The sequence below is a fragment of the Flavobacterium aciduliphilum genome (assembly GCF_003268855.1).
Classification (GTDB): domain Bacteria; phylum Bacteroidota; class Bacteroidia; order Flavobacteriales; family Flavobacteriaceae; genus Flavobacterium; species Flavobacterium aciduliphilum.
Map to the genome: position 1 here is coordinate 68,040 of NZ_QLSZ01000004.1, position 15,409 is coordinate 83,448.

Annotated in this window: 13 protein-coding genes and 1 tRNA gene; 7 read left to right on the forward strand and 7 right to left on the reverse strand. The window is 34.1% G+C overall.

Translation table 11 applies throughout. The annotated features are described in order from the left end of the window. Positions 1-70 precede the first annotated feature (70 nt). Positions 71-832 carry an exodeoxyribonuclease III gene (locus CLV55_RS05735; protein WP_112112924.1) on the reverse strand — a complete coding sequence of 254 codons (762 nt, stop codon included), beginning with the start codon at positions 830-832 and terminating at the stop codon, positions 71-73. Positions 833-993: 161 nt separating this feature from the next. On the opposite strand from CLV55_RS05735, the gene CLV55_RS05740 reads away from it, so the two are divergent. Further along, complete coding sequence (locus tag CLV55_RS05740) at positions 994-2,790, forward strand: GNAT family N-acyltransferase (RefSeq protein ID WP_112112797.1); 1,797 nt, start codon at positions 994-996, stop codon at positions 2,788-2,790. 1 nt (position 2,791) lies between these two features. On the opposite strand, the gene CLV55_RS05745 is transcribed toward CLV55_RS05740, so the two are convergent. From CLV55_RS05745 to serS, 6 genes are all read right to left on the reverse strand, one after another. Continuing rightward, positions 2,792-3,745: a 2-hydroxyacid dehydrogenase gene (locus CLV55_RS05745; protein ID WP_112112798.1), complete on the reverse strand. Its 954-nt coding sequence runs from the start codon at positions 3,743-3,745 to the stop codon at positions 2,792-2,794. A gap of 76 nt (positions 3,746-3,821) precedes the next feature. Beyond that, the gene (mgtE, locus tag CLV55_RS05750) at positions 3,822-5,171 is read right to left on the reverse strand and encodes a magnesium transporter (protein ID WP_112112799.1); all 1,350 of its coding nucleotides are present in this window, start codon (positions 5,169-5,171) and stop codon (positions 3,822-3,824) included. Continuing rightward, entirely contained in the window at positions 5,161-5,940 is a 780-nt protein-coding gene (rsmA, locus tag CLV55_RS05755; protein ID WP_112112800.1) for a 16S rRNA (adenine(1518)-N(6)/adenine(1519)-N(6))-dimethyltransferase RsmA, read from the reverse strand. Before rsmA ends, mgtE begins: the two co-directional genes overlap by 11 nt. Positions 5,941-6,193: 253 nt before the next feature. Beyond that, positions 6,194-6,517, reverse strand: a complete 324-nt coding sequence (locus CLV55_RS05760; RefSeq protein ID WP_112112801.1) for a DUF4286 family protein — start codon at positions 6,515-6,517, stop codon at positions 6,194-6,196. A gap of 44 nt (positions 6,518-6,561) precedes the next feature. Beyond that, a complete protein-coding gene (locus tag CLV55_RS05765; RefSeq protein ID WP_112112802.1) occupies positions 6,562-8,340 on the reverse strand; it encodes a tetratricopeptide repeat protein in 1,779 nt (592 codons plus the stop codon). 80 nt (positions 8,341-8,420) lie between these two features. Beyond that, entirely contained in the window at positions 8,421-9,692 is a 1,272-nt protein-coding gene (gene serS, locus CLV55_RS05770) for a serine--tRNA ligase (protein WP_112112803.1), read from the reverse strand. 164 nt (positions 9,693-9,856) lie between these two features. On the opposite strand from serS, the gene CLV55_RS05775 reads away from it, so the two are divergent. The 6 genes from CLV55_RS05775 to CLV55_RS05800 all read left to right on the forward strand — a co-directional run bounded on the left by CLV55_RS05775 (position 9,857) and on the right by CLV55_RS05800 (position 15,112). After that, complete coding sequence (locus CLV55_RS05775; protein ID WP_112112804.1) at positions 9,857-11,782, forward strand: M1 family aminopeptidase; 1,926 nt, start codon at positions 9,857-9,859, stop codon at positions 11,780-11,782. Between the two features lie 77 nt (positions 11,783-11,859). Then, positions 11,860-13,206: an RIP metalloprotease RseP gene (rseP, locus tag CLV55_RS05780; RefSeq protein WP_112112805.1), complete on the forward strand. Its 1,347-nt coding sequence runs from the start codon at positions 11,860-11,862 to the stop codon at positions 13,204-13,206. A 128-nt stretch (positions 13,207-13,334) separates the two neighbouring features. Continuing rightward, positions 13,335-13,408 (forward strand) — tRNA-Asn (locus tag CLV55_RS05785). Between the two features lie 237 nt (positions 13,409-13,645). Continuing rightward, complete coding sequence (locus CLV55_RS05790; RefSeq protein ID WP_112112806.1) at positions 13,646-13,861, forward strand: type II toxin-antitoxin system Y4mF family antitoxin; 216 nt, start codon at positions 13,646-13,648, stop codon at positions 13,859-13,861. After that, on the forward strand, positions 13,848-14,177 hold the full coding sequence (locus CLV55_RS05795; RefSeq protein WP_112112807.1) for a HipA N-terminal domain-containing protein: 330 nt from the start codon (positions 13,848-13,850) through the stop codon (positions 14,175-14,177). Before CLV55_RS05790 ends, CLV55_RS05795 begins: the two co-directional genes overlap by 14 nt. After that, entirely contained in the window at positions 14,174-15,112 is a 939-nt protein-coding gene (locus CLV55_RS05800) for a HipA domain-containing protein (RefSeq protein ID WP_112112808.1), read from the forward strand. Before CLV55_RS05795 ends, CLV55_RS05800 begins: the two co-directional genes overlap by 4 nt. The last annotated feature ends 297 nt before the right edge of the window (positions 15,113-15,409 follow it).

Consider the following 15,409-nt stretch of genomic DNA (forward strand, 5'->3'; position numbering starts at 1 on the left):
TCAAAAGTAGAATTTCAAAAGTTATTTTTCAACCTTTTCTTTTTTTGTTATTGACATTGTTATTGACAACTTATTCTATCTCTACTACAATAGGACAGTGATCAGAATGTTTGGCTTCTGGTAATATCAACGCCCTAGTCATTCTGTCTTTTAAGTTTTCGCTAACCAAGTTATAATCGATGCGCCAGCCTTTATTGTTACCACGAGCTCCTGCTCTGTAGCTCCACCATGAATATTGGTGCGGTTCTTTGTTAAAATGTCTAAAACTATCGATGAATCCTGATTTCATAAAGGCGTCCAACCAAACGCGCTCCTCTGGCAAAAAACCCGAAATAGTAGCGTTTCTAACGGGATCGTGAATATCAATCGCTTGATGACAAATGTTGTAATCACCACAAATGATTAAATTTGGAAGGGTTGTTTTTAATTCGTTAACATAGTCTTGAAAATCGGCCATATATTTAAACTTATGGTCAAGTCTATCCAAGTTGGTTCCAGAAGGTAAATACAAACTCATAACAGACAAATCTTCAAAATCGACACGTAAATTTCTACCTTCAAAATCCATATGGTCAATTCCTGTTCCAAACACAATACTTTTGGGTTCTATTTTTGACAAAATAGCCACACCACTGTATCCTTTTTTATTGGCAGAATAATAATACTGAAAAGGGTATCCTGCAGCCGTTATTTCCTCTGTAGGGATTTGATCTTCTGTAGCTTTAATTTCTTGTAAACAAATCACATCGGGATTGGCTTGCTTCAACCAATCTAAAAAACCCTTACTTATGGCTGCTCTAATGCCATTAACATTATAGGAAATAATTCTCATTTTTTTTTGTTTTTCCAAATGTAACAAAATGACTTAAAATCAAAGACGTGCTTTTCAAAAAATAGTAAAAGTTTAACAACCTAAAAGGGCTGTTAATATCTTTTTAAGGTTAATTGATTAGAATTAGTATCTTTGTTACTTGCTCAAAAAACAAATACCAAATGGGTTTAGTCACTGCAAAAGAAGTTGCAAAGGCAATAAATACAGATAAATACGGCGTTTTAGGAACTTTCTCAGGCTGGTTGCTTATGAAAGTGCTCAAGATTTCTACGCTTAATAAAATCTACGACCGAAATAAACATTTGAGCGAGTTAGAATTTCTTAATGCTATTTTGGACGAATTTCAAATTAAATTTGAGATTCCTGAAGAAGATTTGAAACGCCTTCCAAAAGAAGGCCCTTATATTACCATTTCAAACCATCCTCTAGGAGGAATTGATGGCATATTGTTGTTAAAATTAATGCTCGAAAGAGAACCAAATTTTAAAATTATTGCTAATTTCTTACTTCATAGAATCGAACCTATGAAGCCCTACATCATGCCTGTCAATCCTTTTGAAAACCACAAGGATGCCAAATCAAGTGTGATTGGAATAAAAGAAACCTTGCGTCACTTGAGCGATGGAAAACCCTTAGGGATGTTCCCTGCTGGAGAAGTCTCTACATACAAAGATGGAAAATTAATTGTGGATAAAGCTTGGGAAGAAGGTGCCATGAAAGTCATTCGGAAAGCTCAAGTTCCCGTTGTTCCGATTTATTTTCACGCACAAAACAGCAAGCTATTTTACTTACTTTCAAAAATTAGCGACACCTTAAGAACTGCTAAGCTCCCTTCGGAATTACTCACTCAAAAAAGAAGAGTGATTAAAGTCCGAATTGGTAAACCGATTTCTGTAGCAGAACAAAATGAACATACTACTCTTGAAGAGTACTGCGAATTTTTGAGAAAAAAAACCTACATGTTGGCCAATTCTTTTAATGAGGAAAACAAAATACTATCGGTTCCTAATTTAAAAACTCAAAAAAATCCAAAAAAAATAGCAACCCCTGCTTGTAAAGACAAAATGATTGCTGAAGTTGAAAAACTTAGAAAAACAGATTCTAGATTTTTTCAAAGCAAAAACTATGAAGTATTCTTTACGGAAGCAAAAGACATCCCAAATATTCTTCACGAAATTGGACGATTAAGAGAAATCACGTTTCGAGAAGTTGGAGAAGGAACTAATGAATCTATCGATTTAGACAAATACGACAATTATTACCATCACATGTTTTTGTGGGATGAAGACACCAAACAAGTGGCAGGAGCCTATAGAATGGGACTAGGTTCTGAAATCTTTCCAAAATATGGTATGGAAGGGTTCTATTTAAATGATTTATTCCGATTTGAATCAGAATTGTATGACATGATGAAGCAATCCATCGAAATGGGTCGGGCTTTTATCGTAAAAGAATACCAACAAAAACCGATGCCTTTATTCTTGTTATGGCGCGGAATCATTCATACTACCCTGCGCTATCCCGAACATAAATTCCTATTAGGTGGTGTAAGTATTAGCAATCAATTTACCGATTTTTCTAAATCCTTAATGATTGAGTTTATGAAATCGAATTATTACGATCCTTACATCGCACAATATGTTCACCCTAAAAAAGAATTTAAAGTAAAATTAAAAGATGCCGACAAAGACTTCATTTTTGATGAAGCCGAAGCGGATTTGAACAAATTTGACAAAATCATCGACGAATTAGAACCTGGAAACTTAAGACTTCCTGTGTTAATAAAAAAATACATCAAACAAAACGCTCGATTAGTCGCCTTCAACGTCGACCCTTTATTCAACAATGCCATCGATGGATTGATGTACATTCGCATTGCTGATATTCCAGAAAGCACCATGAAACCCGTAATGGAAGAATTTCAAGCGGAACTCGAACGAAAACTTGAAAAAAAGTAATTTAGAAGTCTATTTTACAAATCTTATCGACTATGGTTTGAGACAATTTCTCGTGACTTTCATAGGTCCAACCTGCTATATGCGGAGTAAGTAAGACATTTTCTGATTCTAACAAAACCTGAAACGCTATGGGCTTTTCTTGATCAAGAAACAAATTTTCAAAAGACAATTTCTCATATTCTAAAACATCCAATCCCGCTCCGAGAATTTTACCAGACTGTAATGCGTCTACTAAATCGGCGGTAACTACATTTTTCCCTCGAGAAGTATTAATAAACCAAAACGGTTTGGCAAAGGCATTTATAAAGTCTTTTTGTAGCATTTTATCTGTTTCTGGGGTCCAAGGAATGTGTAAACTCAAGACATCTACTTGTTGTTGTAGCTCTTCTAAGGAAACTTGTGTGGCATTGGCATCACCAACCTGTTCTTGAATGTCATAACAAAGGACTCGTACATCAAACCCACGTAGTTTTTTGGCAAATGATTTTCCCATATTCCCATACCCGATGATTCCTACCGTTTTTCCTTCCAACTCATACCCACGATTCCCTTCACGAATCCAATGCCCTTGACGAACCATACGATCAGCACGATTTAATTTATTCATTAACGAAAGTAACATCCCCAAGGCATGTTCGCCAACCGCATTTCGATTTCCTTCAGGAGCTGCAATTAATTGAATTCCTTTCGTTTGAGCATAGTCACAATCGATACTTTCTAATCCAGCACCTACACGAGCAATAAATCGTAATTGTGTGGCTTTATCCAGAAAGGTCTTATCAATTTTGAATCGTGAACGAATAACAATACCATGATACTGTTGAATTTTAGCTTCTATTGTTTCTTTAGTAGCGGTAAAATCAGCCTCATTTTTAAAACCCGCTTGTTCCAATTGCTCCCAAAGCAAAGGATGATTGCTGTCGATATGAAGGATTTTAATTTTAGAAGGTTTCATTTTTTAAGTATAAAAGAATTTCATTCGTTTGTCACGGTATAAATCAGATTTGACAAAATTTCAAAATATCCAAATTTTACAACCCTAATATCAATCTAGCTATAGCAAAATAGAGCAAAATTCCAAACACGTCATTTGTGGTAGTAATAAATGGTCCTGTAGCAATGGCGGGATCGATTTTGTTTTTATGAAGAAACAAAGGAACGACTGTACCCAACATCGCTGCAAACATAATAACAACGATAATCGAAATAGAAATGGCTATACCCACATGATATTGTCCATACACAATTGAATGAAATGAAAGTAAAAACAATGAAATGGTAATTCCTGAAATCATTGCTACAACCAATTCTTTCTTGAAATAGTTTTTACTAAATTCTTTTAACGAGCCATTCGCTAATCCTTGTACCACAATCGCAGACGCTTGTACCCCAATATTACCTGCTGTTGCTGATAATAAAGGCACAAAAATAATTAATGTAGAATATTGTTTAAACGCTGATTCGTTATCTTTCAATACAAAAGAAGCTACGATTTCTATCACCATTCCAATTAAAAGCCATGGCAAGCGCGCTTTTATTAATTCAAAAACGCTATCCCCAGCTTCTACATCTTGTGTAATCCCCGCAGCCATTTGGTAATCTTTATCTGCTTCTTCTTTGATAACGTCTACAATGTCATCAATAGTTACGCGGCCTACCAAGCGGCCTAATTCGTCTACAACAGGAATTGCCTCTAGGTCGTATTTTTGCATTATTCGGGCAACTTCAACATTAGAATCATCCACTCGTACAAAGTCGACTTTCTTAATATACACCTCGCTTATTGGGGTTTTTGTTGAAGTAGTTAAAAGGTCTTTTAATGAAAGTCTACCTTTTAGTCGATTGTCATCATCTACAACATATATAGAATGCACCCGAGTTACGTGTTCGGCCTGACTTCGCATTTCTTTAACACAGGTAAGGACATTCCAGTTTTCATTGACTTTAACCAATTCTTTCCCCATTAATCCTCCAGCCGTATTCTCATCATAACGCAAAAGATCAACGATGTCTTTAGCGTGTTCAACATCTTCAAGTTCAGAGATTACTTCTGCTTTTTTACTCTGCGAAAGTTCGGCAATAATATCGGCAGCATCGTCGGTGTCTAATTCGTCTAGTTCTTCTGCAATTTCTTTTGGAGAAAGGCCATGTAATATTTTTTCACGAACATCCTCTTCCAATTCTTTCAGGATGTCTGCTGTGATTTCACTATCGAGTATTTTGAAGATATAAATGGCTTCTTCTATGGCTATTTCGTCAAAAATTTCGGCAATATCAGCGTAGTGTAAATCATTCAACAAAAGCTCTAAGTCTTTGTCATTTCTTTGATGAATGAGTTCTTGTATTTGATCTAAAAGTTCTTTGCTGATATTAAACCGCATAAGCCTCTATTTTTTTGGTGATTTCGATAAAATCTTCTACTGATAATTGTTCGGGACGAAGATCAAAAATAGCTTCTTCTTTCAAATTATCGTGCAAATTTAATGATTTTAAACCATTTCTTAGTGTTTTTCTTCTTTGCTGAAAAGCAGTCTTTACCACCGTAAAAAAAAGCTTCTCATTGCAAGGCAAAGTAAAGTCAGCTTTCCTTTTGAGTCGCATCACCCCCGATTTTACTTTTGGAGGTGGATTAAACACATTTTCATGCACTGTAAATAAATATTCAGCCTCATAAAAAGCCTGTGTTAAAACAGACAAAATTCCATAGACTTTATTTCCTTTTTTGGAACAAATTCGCTCGGCAACTTCTTTTTGAAACATGCCTGAGAATTCTGGAATTTGATGACGGAGTTCTAACGTTTTAAAAACAATCTGAGAAGAAATATTGTAGGGAAAATTTCCAATAATAGCCAAAGAGGCACCTTTAAAGACCTCATTAATATCATACTTCAAAAAATCTTTGGAAATAATCTTTCCATGCAATTTTGGATAATGACGTTCTAAATAATTCACCGACTCTGAATCAATTTCGATAACATAGGTTTTTATGGGTTTTTCTAATAAATATTTTGTTAAAACCCCCATTCCAGGACCAATTTCAAGCACATTATCATATCCTTTTAAATCAAGGGTATCGGCGATATTTTGGGCGATGGTTTCATCCGTTAGAAAATGTTGTCCGAGGTGTTTTTTGGCTTTTACTTTTTCCATTAATGCTGAATGTGTTTTCAGTTTCTATTATTTAATTCTCGCAACGTCGCAAAACCGCAAAGCAGTGTTTTATTTAAATTACAAAATTATACTTATGAATAACTATTTTATTTTTTTCCAAAAAATCGATTCACTGGTTCCATTAAACGCCAAAAAGCATAAACACGCTCCACACCTGATAGTTTTAAAAAAGCTTCCTGTTGTTGTTTGTTGCTTTCTTCCTTGGTCTGAAATCAAATTTCCATGATGTGTTCTAATTTGTCTGAAAAAACTCGGAAACAAATTCCAACTCGGTTCTAAAAGCTAGCATTTTGTCGCCAAAAAGACGAGCGCCTTCCTCTCGTAATCGGGGGGCATCTTCATCATAATAGCGCTGTAACGTTTCTTTGCTATCGGTTGTATATTGAATGGCATAGGTAATTCCTCCCATTTCTTCTTCAACCAAAACTTTTACCATTCTGGCAGAGCTAAACTTACCCGTGGCTAAAACCTCGTTGATATGTTTGGTTTGCATCCAATGCATCCATTGGTCGTGTACACTTTCGTGAATATTTATAGTTACGTTATATAAAATCATATGAATTTTGATTGCTGATTTTTGATTTTTGAAATTGAGATTGCTTATATTTCTTTATCACCCCGCAACTTACGATATCTCTTTTGTGCCGTGACATAGTAAATACTGTCCTCATGTTTGGTAATTAGTTCCTCATACAAGGGATTGGCTTTATCAAAATCATTGGTTTGATAATACAATTCTGCCGAGTAAAACAACGCTTCATCTATATAAATACATTCTTTAAAATTGTCAATAATTTGTTTGTAACTTACCAATGCCGATGTTGTGTCGCCCTTGCTTTCATAAATTTTACCTATTCTCAAAAGGGTAACAGGTTCTATGGCATCCCCTTTATTTTCTTTTAATATAGCTTGAAAAGCAGCCAGTGCATCTTGTTTTTTATCTTGAAATAAAAGAAAATCAGCTCTTGAAAACTTTTTTAAGGCTACTTGTGTCGAATCTTCAACCGTATTGTCAGAAATTAATAAAAATAAATCAAGGGCATCATTTGCAATTAATTGAGTAGATGCCGATTTAAGTACTTCCAATTGATGATTTGCCCATTTAAAGTCGCCTCTATAATAACTAGTTTTTGCAATTTTTAAATTAGCTTCCTGTCCCATCGGACTATTATTTCCTTCAGATTCTATTTGAGAATAATAAATTAACGCCTGATTAAATTTTTCCTCAAAAAGCAAAATATCTGCGAGTTCCATTTTTACATAAGCTATCTGCTCTCTATTAATAGGTATTTCAAGCGCATTTTTTAAAATTTCTTTACCTTCTTCAGGTCGTTTTAAATAAAAGGCTAAAAAATGAGCTTTCAATTTGAGTAACGACAAAGAATAGGGAGAAACACCATATTTTTTTATTAAAAGATCTAATTCTTGACTTAGCGATGGATACTCCGCAGCGGTCGCTTTTTTTATTTTCATATCCATCAAATACGAATGGCATTGGATTTGTAAATCCAAATCGCTTGTGTTTTCTAAAACAAAACTCAATATTTCTACAGCGTTGGTTGAATCATTTTCTGCGATAGCCAATTGCCCTAGATTTATAATATTTGAAAAAGATTCAGGATTTCGTTTGTAAATGGCTTTTTGTTGTACAAAGGCTTTTCCGTATTCTTTGAGTTGTACAAAAAACCAACTTAAAAACTCATTCCAAAAAATATCTTGTGATTTCTGTATGCGAAGCAAAAGCGCTTTTTTTAAAGTCTCGTTAAAGGATGTGGTTGTGTCTTCAATCATAAATCGCGACAACTGACTTTGAATAATGACCAAATTCTGTGGATTTCTAAACGATTCATTCAAAAACAAATCTATCATCGTATCGACGTCTCCTTTTTGACCATATAAAACGGCCATTTGAAAATTAAAATTAAATTTAGAATCCAAAGAAAGTGCCGTTTGATAGGACTGCAACGCATAATCAACCAATGTTTTGTGTTCAAAAGCATACGCAACCTGATAGACTTCATTGGAGTTTTTCTTTATTCTATCAACCGCTTGGTCAAAGTATTTTTTGGCTTTATCGAGATTTTTTTGCAATTGAAAATTGTACCCTAATTCTACTAAGAAATTACTTTGTTTGTACTTATCATACAAATCTTGTAAAAGCTTTTCAGACTTATCAAATTGCGACAATTGTTGGTAACATTCCGCCATTTTAAGCGAATAAGAAAGGTTTGTGGGTTGGGCTTTTGACAACGCTTCATAACTTACTAACGCTTTTTCAAATTCTCCTCTATCAAAATAATTTTGCGCCAATTGTTCCGATTGTGCTCGAACAAAAGAAGTTAGAAAGAGGAAAAACAAAACAGAGAAAATCTTTTTCATCGGTGATTTATAAAAAACAATGTACTAAAATAACACATTTTGTGTTACTATAGTACATTATTTATAGTAAGATTAACTTTTTAATTTATTATATCAAATCCTGTGTACTTTCTCAACACTTCAGGAATCACAATTCCTTCTGGCGTTTGATAGTTTTCTAGGATTCCTGCCATGACTCTTGGAAGCGCTAACGAACTTCCGTTTAAAGTGTGTGCTAATTGTGTCTTACCGTCTTTTCCTTTGAATCGTAATTTCAAACGATTGGCTTGGTAGGTTTCAAAATTTGATACGGAAGAAATCTCCAACCAACGTTGTTGTGCGGTTGAGTAAACTTCAAAATCATACGTAAGTGCAGAAGCAAATCCCATATCCCCACCACACAAACGCAAAACCCTGAAAGGTAATTTTAATTCTCGCATAATCGTTTTTACATGCTCTACCATAGCGTCTAAAGCTTCATAGGATTTTTCAGGATGTTCCACACGAACGATTTCCACCTTATCAAATTGATGCAAACGATTTAACCCACGAACATGAGCACCCCATGACCCTGCTTCTCTTCTAAAACATGGCGTATATCCAGTACATAAAACAGGCAACTCATTTTCCTGCAAAATGACATCTCTAAAAATATTAGTTACCGGAACCTCAGCAGTTGGAATTAAATATAAATTATCTTTAGCATCATGATACATTTGTCCCTCTTTGTCGGGCAATTGTCCCGTTCCATAAGCCGAAGCTTCATTGACTAAGTGAGGTACTTGAAATTCCGTATATCCTGCATCAATATTTTTATCCAAAAAATAAGAAATCAACGCACGTTGCAATTTAGCTCCTTTCCCTTTGTAAATTGGAAAACCAGGCGCTGTGATTTTAGTTCCCAATTCAAAATCTATAATATCGTATTTTTTAATCAAATCCCAATGAGCTAACGCTCCTTCAAACAATTGAGGCACTTCTCCTTCTTGGTATACATTCAAATTATCCTCGGCTGACTTTCCCTCTGGAACGATGTCAGTAGGTGTATTGGGTAACAAATACATTTTTTCGGTCAACTCTTTGGTGAATTCGTCGAGTTTGTCCGATAATTCTTTACTTCTTTCTTTAAGAGAAACTGTTTTTTGTTTTAAAATGTCAGCCTTAGCTTTTTCGCCATTTTTCATCAGTTCTCCGATGTCTTTAGAAAGCTTATTGGATTCTGCAAGAGTGTTATCTAATTCCACTTGAGTTGTTCTTCTATTTTCATCCAATTGAACGACTTCTTCAACAAGCACTCTAGCATCCATATTTCTTTTGGCTAGTGCTGCTATTACTTTCTCTTGATTTTCTCTAATAACCGCTATCTGTAACATGATTTAAAATTTAATAGGATTGCAAATTTATGAAATTGCTTTCTATTTATTCACGATTCTAACAAAGAATGTCTTCCTTAATAATTCATTAATTTGTAGTTCCTTATGTAGAACAAAAACCTTCTTTACATTAATTTAGTACTTTAGCAAAAAAATCCTCCGTTATGAAAAATTTTTACTACCTCATCTTATTGTTTATTGGAACTTGTAATTGGGCTCAAAACTCTCAAGAAACGCTAAAAAAAATAGTTTGTTTTGAAAAACAAAGTGCCTCACATAAAATGAATGTTACTTTGAATCCAAACACCCAAAATTATGATATTACCTATCACAAGCTTGAATTCACGGTAGACCCAGCAATTTATTTTATATCAGGTACCGTGACTACTACGTTCACCGCACTTTCTAACATGAATACGATTACATTTGACTTGGCAAACGAGCTTAGTGTAAGTGCTGTAACTCAAAACAATCAGAATCTAACTTTTGTTCAAAATGGAAATAATGAATTAGTCATCACGCTCCCAACAACACAACTTACAGGATCTTCAGCAAGTGTTGAAATCACCTATTCTGGTGCACCTCCTTTAAATGGTTTTAATGCATTTACTACCCAAGTTCGATTAAATGGAAGCCATACATTATACACATTATCTGAACCTTTTGGCGCACGCGATTGGTGGCCATGTAAACAAGATTTAAATGATAAAGTCAATAGTATAGACGTTTACATCACAGCACCTTCTCAATATATCGCAGTATCCAACGGTATTGAACCTGAAGCGCCTGTAACGAATGGCACAAACAAAACAACGCATTTTCATCACGGATACCCAATTCCGGCTTATCTAATTTGCATGGCGGTTACCAATTATACCGTTTATACGCAGTCTGCTGGAACCATTCCGAATACATATCCAATTGTGAATTACGTATATCCTGAAAATTTTGATGCTACCGTTCAAACACAACTAGATCAAACCCCTTTAATTTTGAATCTGTATAGTAATTTGTTCGAATTATATCCTTTTCACAATGAAAAATATGGTCACGCTCAATTTGGTTGGGGAGGCGGAATGGAACATACTACCGTATCTTTTATGAACAATTTTGAAAGAAGCTTGATTGCTCATGAAATGGCACACCAATGGTTTGGCGACAAAATCACCTGCGGTACTTGGAAAGATATTTGGCTCAACGAAAGTTTTGCTACCTATTTGGCTAGTTTAACCATTGAAAACTTTGATGGTAATGCCGCATTTATTAATGACAAAACCAATATGATTGACTACATCACTACGCAACCAGGAGGCGCTGTTTATCTAACCGATACTGAAGCAACCAATGTAAATAGAATTTTTAGCTCCAGACTAACCTACAACAAAGGAGCAATGGTGCTTAATATGCTTAGATTAAAATTGGGTGATACTAATTTCTTTCAAGGTATGAGAGCCTATTTAGCAGATACTAATTTGGCTTATAAGTATGCGTTGACTACCGATTTTAAAGGACACATGGAAACCGCTTTTGGAGGTGACTTAACCGAATTTTTTAACGACTGGATTTACAATCAAGGCTATCCTACTTACACGATTACGGCTCAAAATTGGGGAACAGGACAAGCTAAAGTTGTGGTAAATCAAACGCAATCACACGCATCCGTGAGTTATTTCGAAATGCCATTGCCTATACGATTCACAGGTGCTGGCGGACAAACCTTTGACACAACGATTAACAACACCTTCAACAATCAAGAAATTATTGTTTCCGTACCATTTGCAATTACTGGCGTAGAATTTGACCCAGAAAAAGACATTATATCTAAAAACAATACGGTAACTTTAGGCAACGATACTTTCGAAATAGAAAAAGCAATTGCAATCTATCCGAATCCGGTAACTGATGGAGTACACATTCAAATGCCTTCTACTATTGAAATAGAAAATGTTCGTCTTTTTAACAACATCGGACAATTGGTTTTAGAAAGTAATGCTTTAGATTTTTCAGTTGCTTCACTTTCTGCTGGCGTTTTATATGCTGAAATTCAGACCTCTCAAGGAACATTTCATAAAAAAATTATAAAAAATTAGGCATAAACAATATATTTAGTAAAAAGTAAGGCGAAAACCTTACTTTTGCTTTTTTATAACAAGACAGAATCACAAAAATGGAATTTGCAATTAAACTCGCTCAGTTTCTTTTGAGCTTATCAATCCTTATTATTCTTCACGAATTAGGGCACTTTATTCCCTCTAAACTTTTTAAAACTAAAGTTGAAAAGTTTTATTTATTTTTTGACATTAAGTTTTCTTTATTTAAAAAGAAAATTGGTGAAACGGAATATGGAATTGGATGGTTGCCTTTGGGAGGATATGTAAAAATAGCCGGAATGATTGACGAGAGCATGGACACCGAACAAATGAAAGGAGAACCCCAGCCATGGGAATTTCGTTCAAAACCTGCTTGGCAACGCTTAATCATTATGCTTGGTGGCGTTATTGTAAACTTTATTCTTGCTTTTATCATATACATTGGTATTTCTTATGTTTTTGGAGATTATTACATTGAAAACAAAGACGTTAAAGATGGTATTGAGGTAAATAATATCGAACTTGAAAAAGCAGGACTTAAAACAGGTGATAAATTAATTTCAATTGATGATAAAAAAATAACAACGTTTGTTCCAGCGATTAATATGGATATCCTTACATCCAAAAAAGTTGTGGTTGACAGAAATGGAGAACCAAAAACCATTTTTCTTCCTAACAATTTTATTGGAAAATTTATCGATGCGGATAAAAAAAGTTTGATTTCGTTACGAATGCCATTTGTAATTGGCGGTTTTGCTAGTGATTCACCAAATAAAAATAATCTTAAAACAAAAGATATTGTCTTGTCTTTAAACGGTCAAAAAATAAAATATTTTGATGAAGCTTCTTCTATCTTAGAAACAAATAAAAGCAAAACAATTCCAGCAATTGTACTCCGAAATGACAAAGAAACGCCTGTTCAAGTAACAGTTACTAATAAAGGGAAACTTGGTGTTATTGCTGGAGCCTTGAAAGAAGATAATTTAGAAAAACTAGGATATTATAAATTCAGCAAAGTTCATTATGGCTTTTTTGAGGCTGTTCCTATTGGTTTAGATAAAGGCGTGACTCAATTAGGAAATTATTGGAAACAACTGAAACTTATTTTCAATCCGAGTACAGGAGCATATAAAGGAGTGGGAGGATTTGGAGCAATCTTTAATGTGTTTCCAGCTTCTTGGAGTTGGTTTGATTTTTGGAACATCACTGCACTTCTTTCGATCATGTTGGGTGTTATGAATTTATTACCTATTCCAGCGCTTGATGGAGGACATGTGTTGTTTTTAATCTATGAAATGATTTCGGGTAAAAAACCTAGCGATAAATTTTTAGAAAAAGCACAAACAATTGGTATTGTTTTACTTATCTCTTTGTTACTCTTTGCAAATGGAAATGACATTTATAAAGCATTATTTGGAAAATAATTTTTTTAAAAAAATTCATTAATTTTATTTGCATAAATTAAAAAACGCCTTATATTTGCAACCGCTAAGCCGATAAATTAAACCATAGCAAATAAAAAGTTCTTAAAACTAATATACAATATACAGTTTCCTCCTTAGCTCAGTTGGTTAGAGCATCTGACTGTTAATCAGAGGGTCCTTGGTTCGAGCCCAAGAGGGGGAGCAAATGAAAACCCGATACGAAAGTGTCGGGTTTTCTGTTTTTATTTGTAAAGAAAAATCCATTTTTTTACAGACCAAAGTTGCTTTGATAAAAAAACCGCGTTTTCTTATCATATCAAAAAATTCTCTTTTTATTATACCCTTTGTGGTATATTATCTCTTGGAAAAATAAATTTACACCTTAAAGGGTATAAATTAAAAATATATCCTTATTTTTATACCCGAAAAGGTGCATATTATGGAATTAAGTAAGTTTGTAAAACAAAAAAGAACCTCCGCTAAATTAACTCAACCTGAATTGGCAGAGAAAGCAGGTGTAGGTCTTCGATTCCTAAGAGAATTGGAACAAGGTAAAGAATCACTGCGATTAGACAAAGTAAATCAGGTGTTAAAATTATTTGGATATAAGGTAGGAGCTGTTCAACTAATAGTAGAGGAAGATGAGAAAGGCTGAAATAAAAATATATGATACAACTGCGGGGTGGTTGGTAGAAGATGAAAATGGATATCATTTTAACTATGATAGTTCTTATTTGAAATCTTCAAATCCTGACCCTATTAGTTTGACCCTGCCACTAAAAGAACAACCTTATACGAGTAAAATCTTGTTCCCTTTTTTTGATGGTCTTATACCCGAAGGATGGTTGCTAGATATTGCTCAAAACAATTGGAAACTAAACCCACGAGATAGAATGGGTCTTTTAATGGCTTGTTGTAAAGATTGTATAGGAGCCGTTAGTGTCCATCCATTAAATAATGAAGAACTATGAAAAAATGTCTCTATTGTTACGAAACATTATCTGAAAAAGAAGTAGATTTTCATCCTTCTTGTTGTAAAAAAATATTTGGACAATCTACTCCTCCTGAATTACCTTATACAGAAAACCAAATGGAAGAATTGGCTTTACAAGTGGTGAAAAGTCAAACTACTTTAACGGGAGTTCAAGCAAAATTATCTTTGGAATTAACCCCAAGTGAAAAGGGAGAAGCCAAACGATTTACAATAGTTGGTCTGTGGGGAGATTATATATTAAAACCACCGACTAAGAATTTTAATCAATTACCGGAGGTGGAAGACCTAACAATGCACTTGGGAGCCATAGCAAAAATAAAAATGGTACCCCATAGTTTGATACGATTACAATCAGGAAATCTTGCCTACATCACCAAGAGAATTGACCGCATAAAAGGACAAAAACTTTTAATGGAGGATATGTGTCAATTGACAGAAAGAATGACAGAAAACAAGTATCACGGGTCTTATGAACAGATTGCTAAAGTTCTTTTGAAACATTCCACTAATCCGGGGTTGGATTTGGTAAATTTCTTTGAGCAAGTGTTGTTTTCATTCTTAACGGGGAATGCTGATATGCACTTAAAAAACTTCTCTATAATCAAAACAAATGAGCAAGGTTACATTCTATCTCCCGCTTATGATATGGTGGCAACCGCAATCGTTAATCCTGCCGATGATGAAGATTTGGCTCTAACTCTAAATGCTAAGAAGAAAAAAATTAGCAGAAAAGATTTCACAACGGTATTCAATTCATTTAAGTTAGACAACAAACAACAGGAAAATATTTTTAATAAAATGGAGAAGGCTAAGGATAAATGGTTTCGTTGTATTGATGATAGTTTTATGAGTGATGAGTTTAAGGTTGCCTATAAAGAATTGCTTAAAAATAGATTTGAAAGAATTGCTTAGCTTCCAACTAAGCACCAAATTATAACAAACACACAGCGCCAAAGTATAATAAATGCACAATATCTAATTTATACAAGCCAATTAATTAAAAAATACTGAATAAATCAGCTTATAATTTGAATAACCTACTAAACCAAGTATTAAAGATTTTATAAAGTATGTATGCTTAATATTATATTGATTTTACTATTCAAGAAGTATTGTATATTATTAAATGTTAATTAAAAGAAGAATTAAAATTAATAACTAATGCTAGAAAGTAATTTTTATAAAAAATAAGGTCATTTTTTTTGAAGT

Bases quoted from the DNA above. Each gene is read 5' to 3' on its own strand.
- CLV55_RS05735 (WP_112112924.1), bottom strand. From the start codon at position 832: ATGAGAATTATTTCCTATAATGTTAATGGCATTAGAGCAGCCATAAGT.
- CLV55_RS05740 (WP_112112797.1), top strand. From the start codon at position 994: ATGGGTTTAGTCACTGCAAAAGAAGTTGCAAAGGCAATAAATACAGAT.
- CLV55_RS05745 (WP_112112798.1), bottom strand. From the start codon at position 3,745: ATGAAACCTTCTAAAATTAAAATCCTTCATATCGACAGCAATCATCCT.
- mgtE (WP_112112799.1), bottom strand. From the start codon at position 5,171: ATGCGGTTTAATATCAGCAAAGAACTTTTAGATCAAATACAAGAACTC.
- rsmA (WP_112112800.1), bottom strand. From the start codon at position 5,940: ATGGAAAAAGTAAAAGCCAAAAAACACCTCGGACAACATTTTCTAACG.
- CLV55_RS05760 (WP_112112801.1), bottom strand. From the start codon at position 6,517: ATGATTTTATATAACGTAACTATAAATATTCACGAAAGTGTACACGAC.
- CLV55_RS05765 (WP_112112802.1), bottom strand. From the start codon at position 8,340: ATGAAAAAGATTTTCTCTGTTTTGTTTTTCCTCTTTCTAACTTCTTTT.
- serS (WP_112112803.1), bottom strand. From the start codon at position 9,692: ATGTTACAGATAGCGGTTATTAGAGAAAATCAAGAGAAAGTAATAGCA.
- CLV55_RS05775 (WP_112112804.1), top strand. From the start codon at position 9,857: ATGAAAAATTTTTACTACCTCATCTTATTGTTTATTGGAACTTGTAAT.
- rseP (WP_112112805.1), top strand. From the start codon at position 11,860: ATGGAATTTGCAATTAAACTCGCTCAGTTTCTTTTGAGCTTATCAATC.
- CLV55_RS05790 (WP_112112806.1), top strand. From the start codon at position 13,646: ATGGAATTAAGTAAGTTTGTAAAACAAAAAAGAACCTCCGCTAAATTA.
- CLV55_RS05795 (WP_112112807.1), top strand. From the start codon at position 13,848: ATGAGAAAGGCTGAAATAAAAATATATGATACAACTGCGGGGTGGTTG.
- CLV55_RS05800 (WP_112112808.1), top strand. From the start codon at position 14,174: ATGAAAAAATGTCTCTATTGTTACGAAACATTATCTGAAAAAGAAGTA.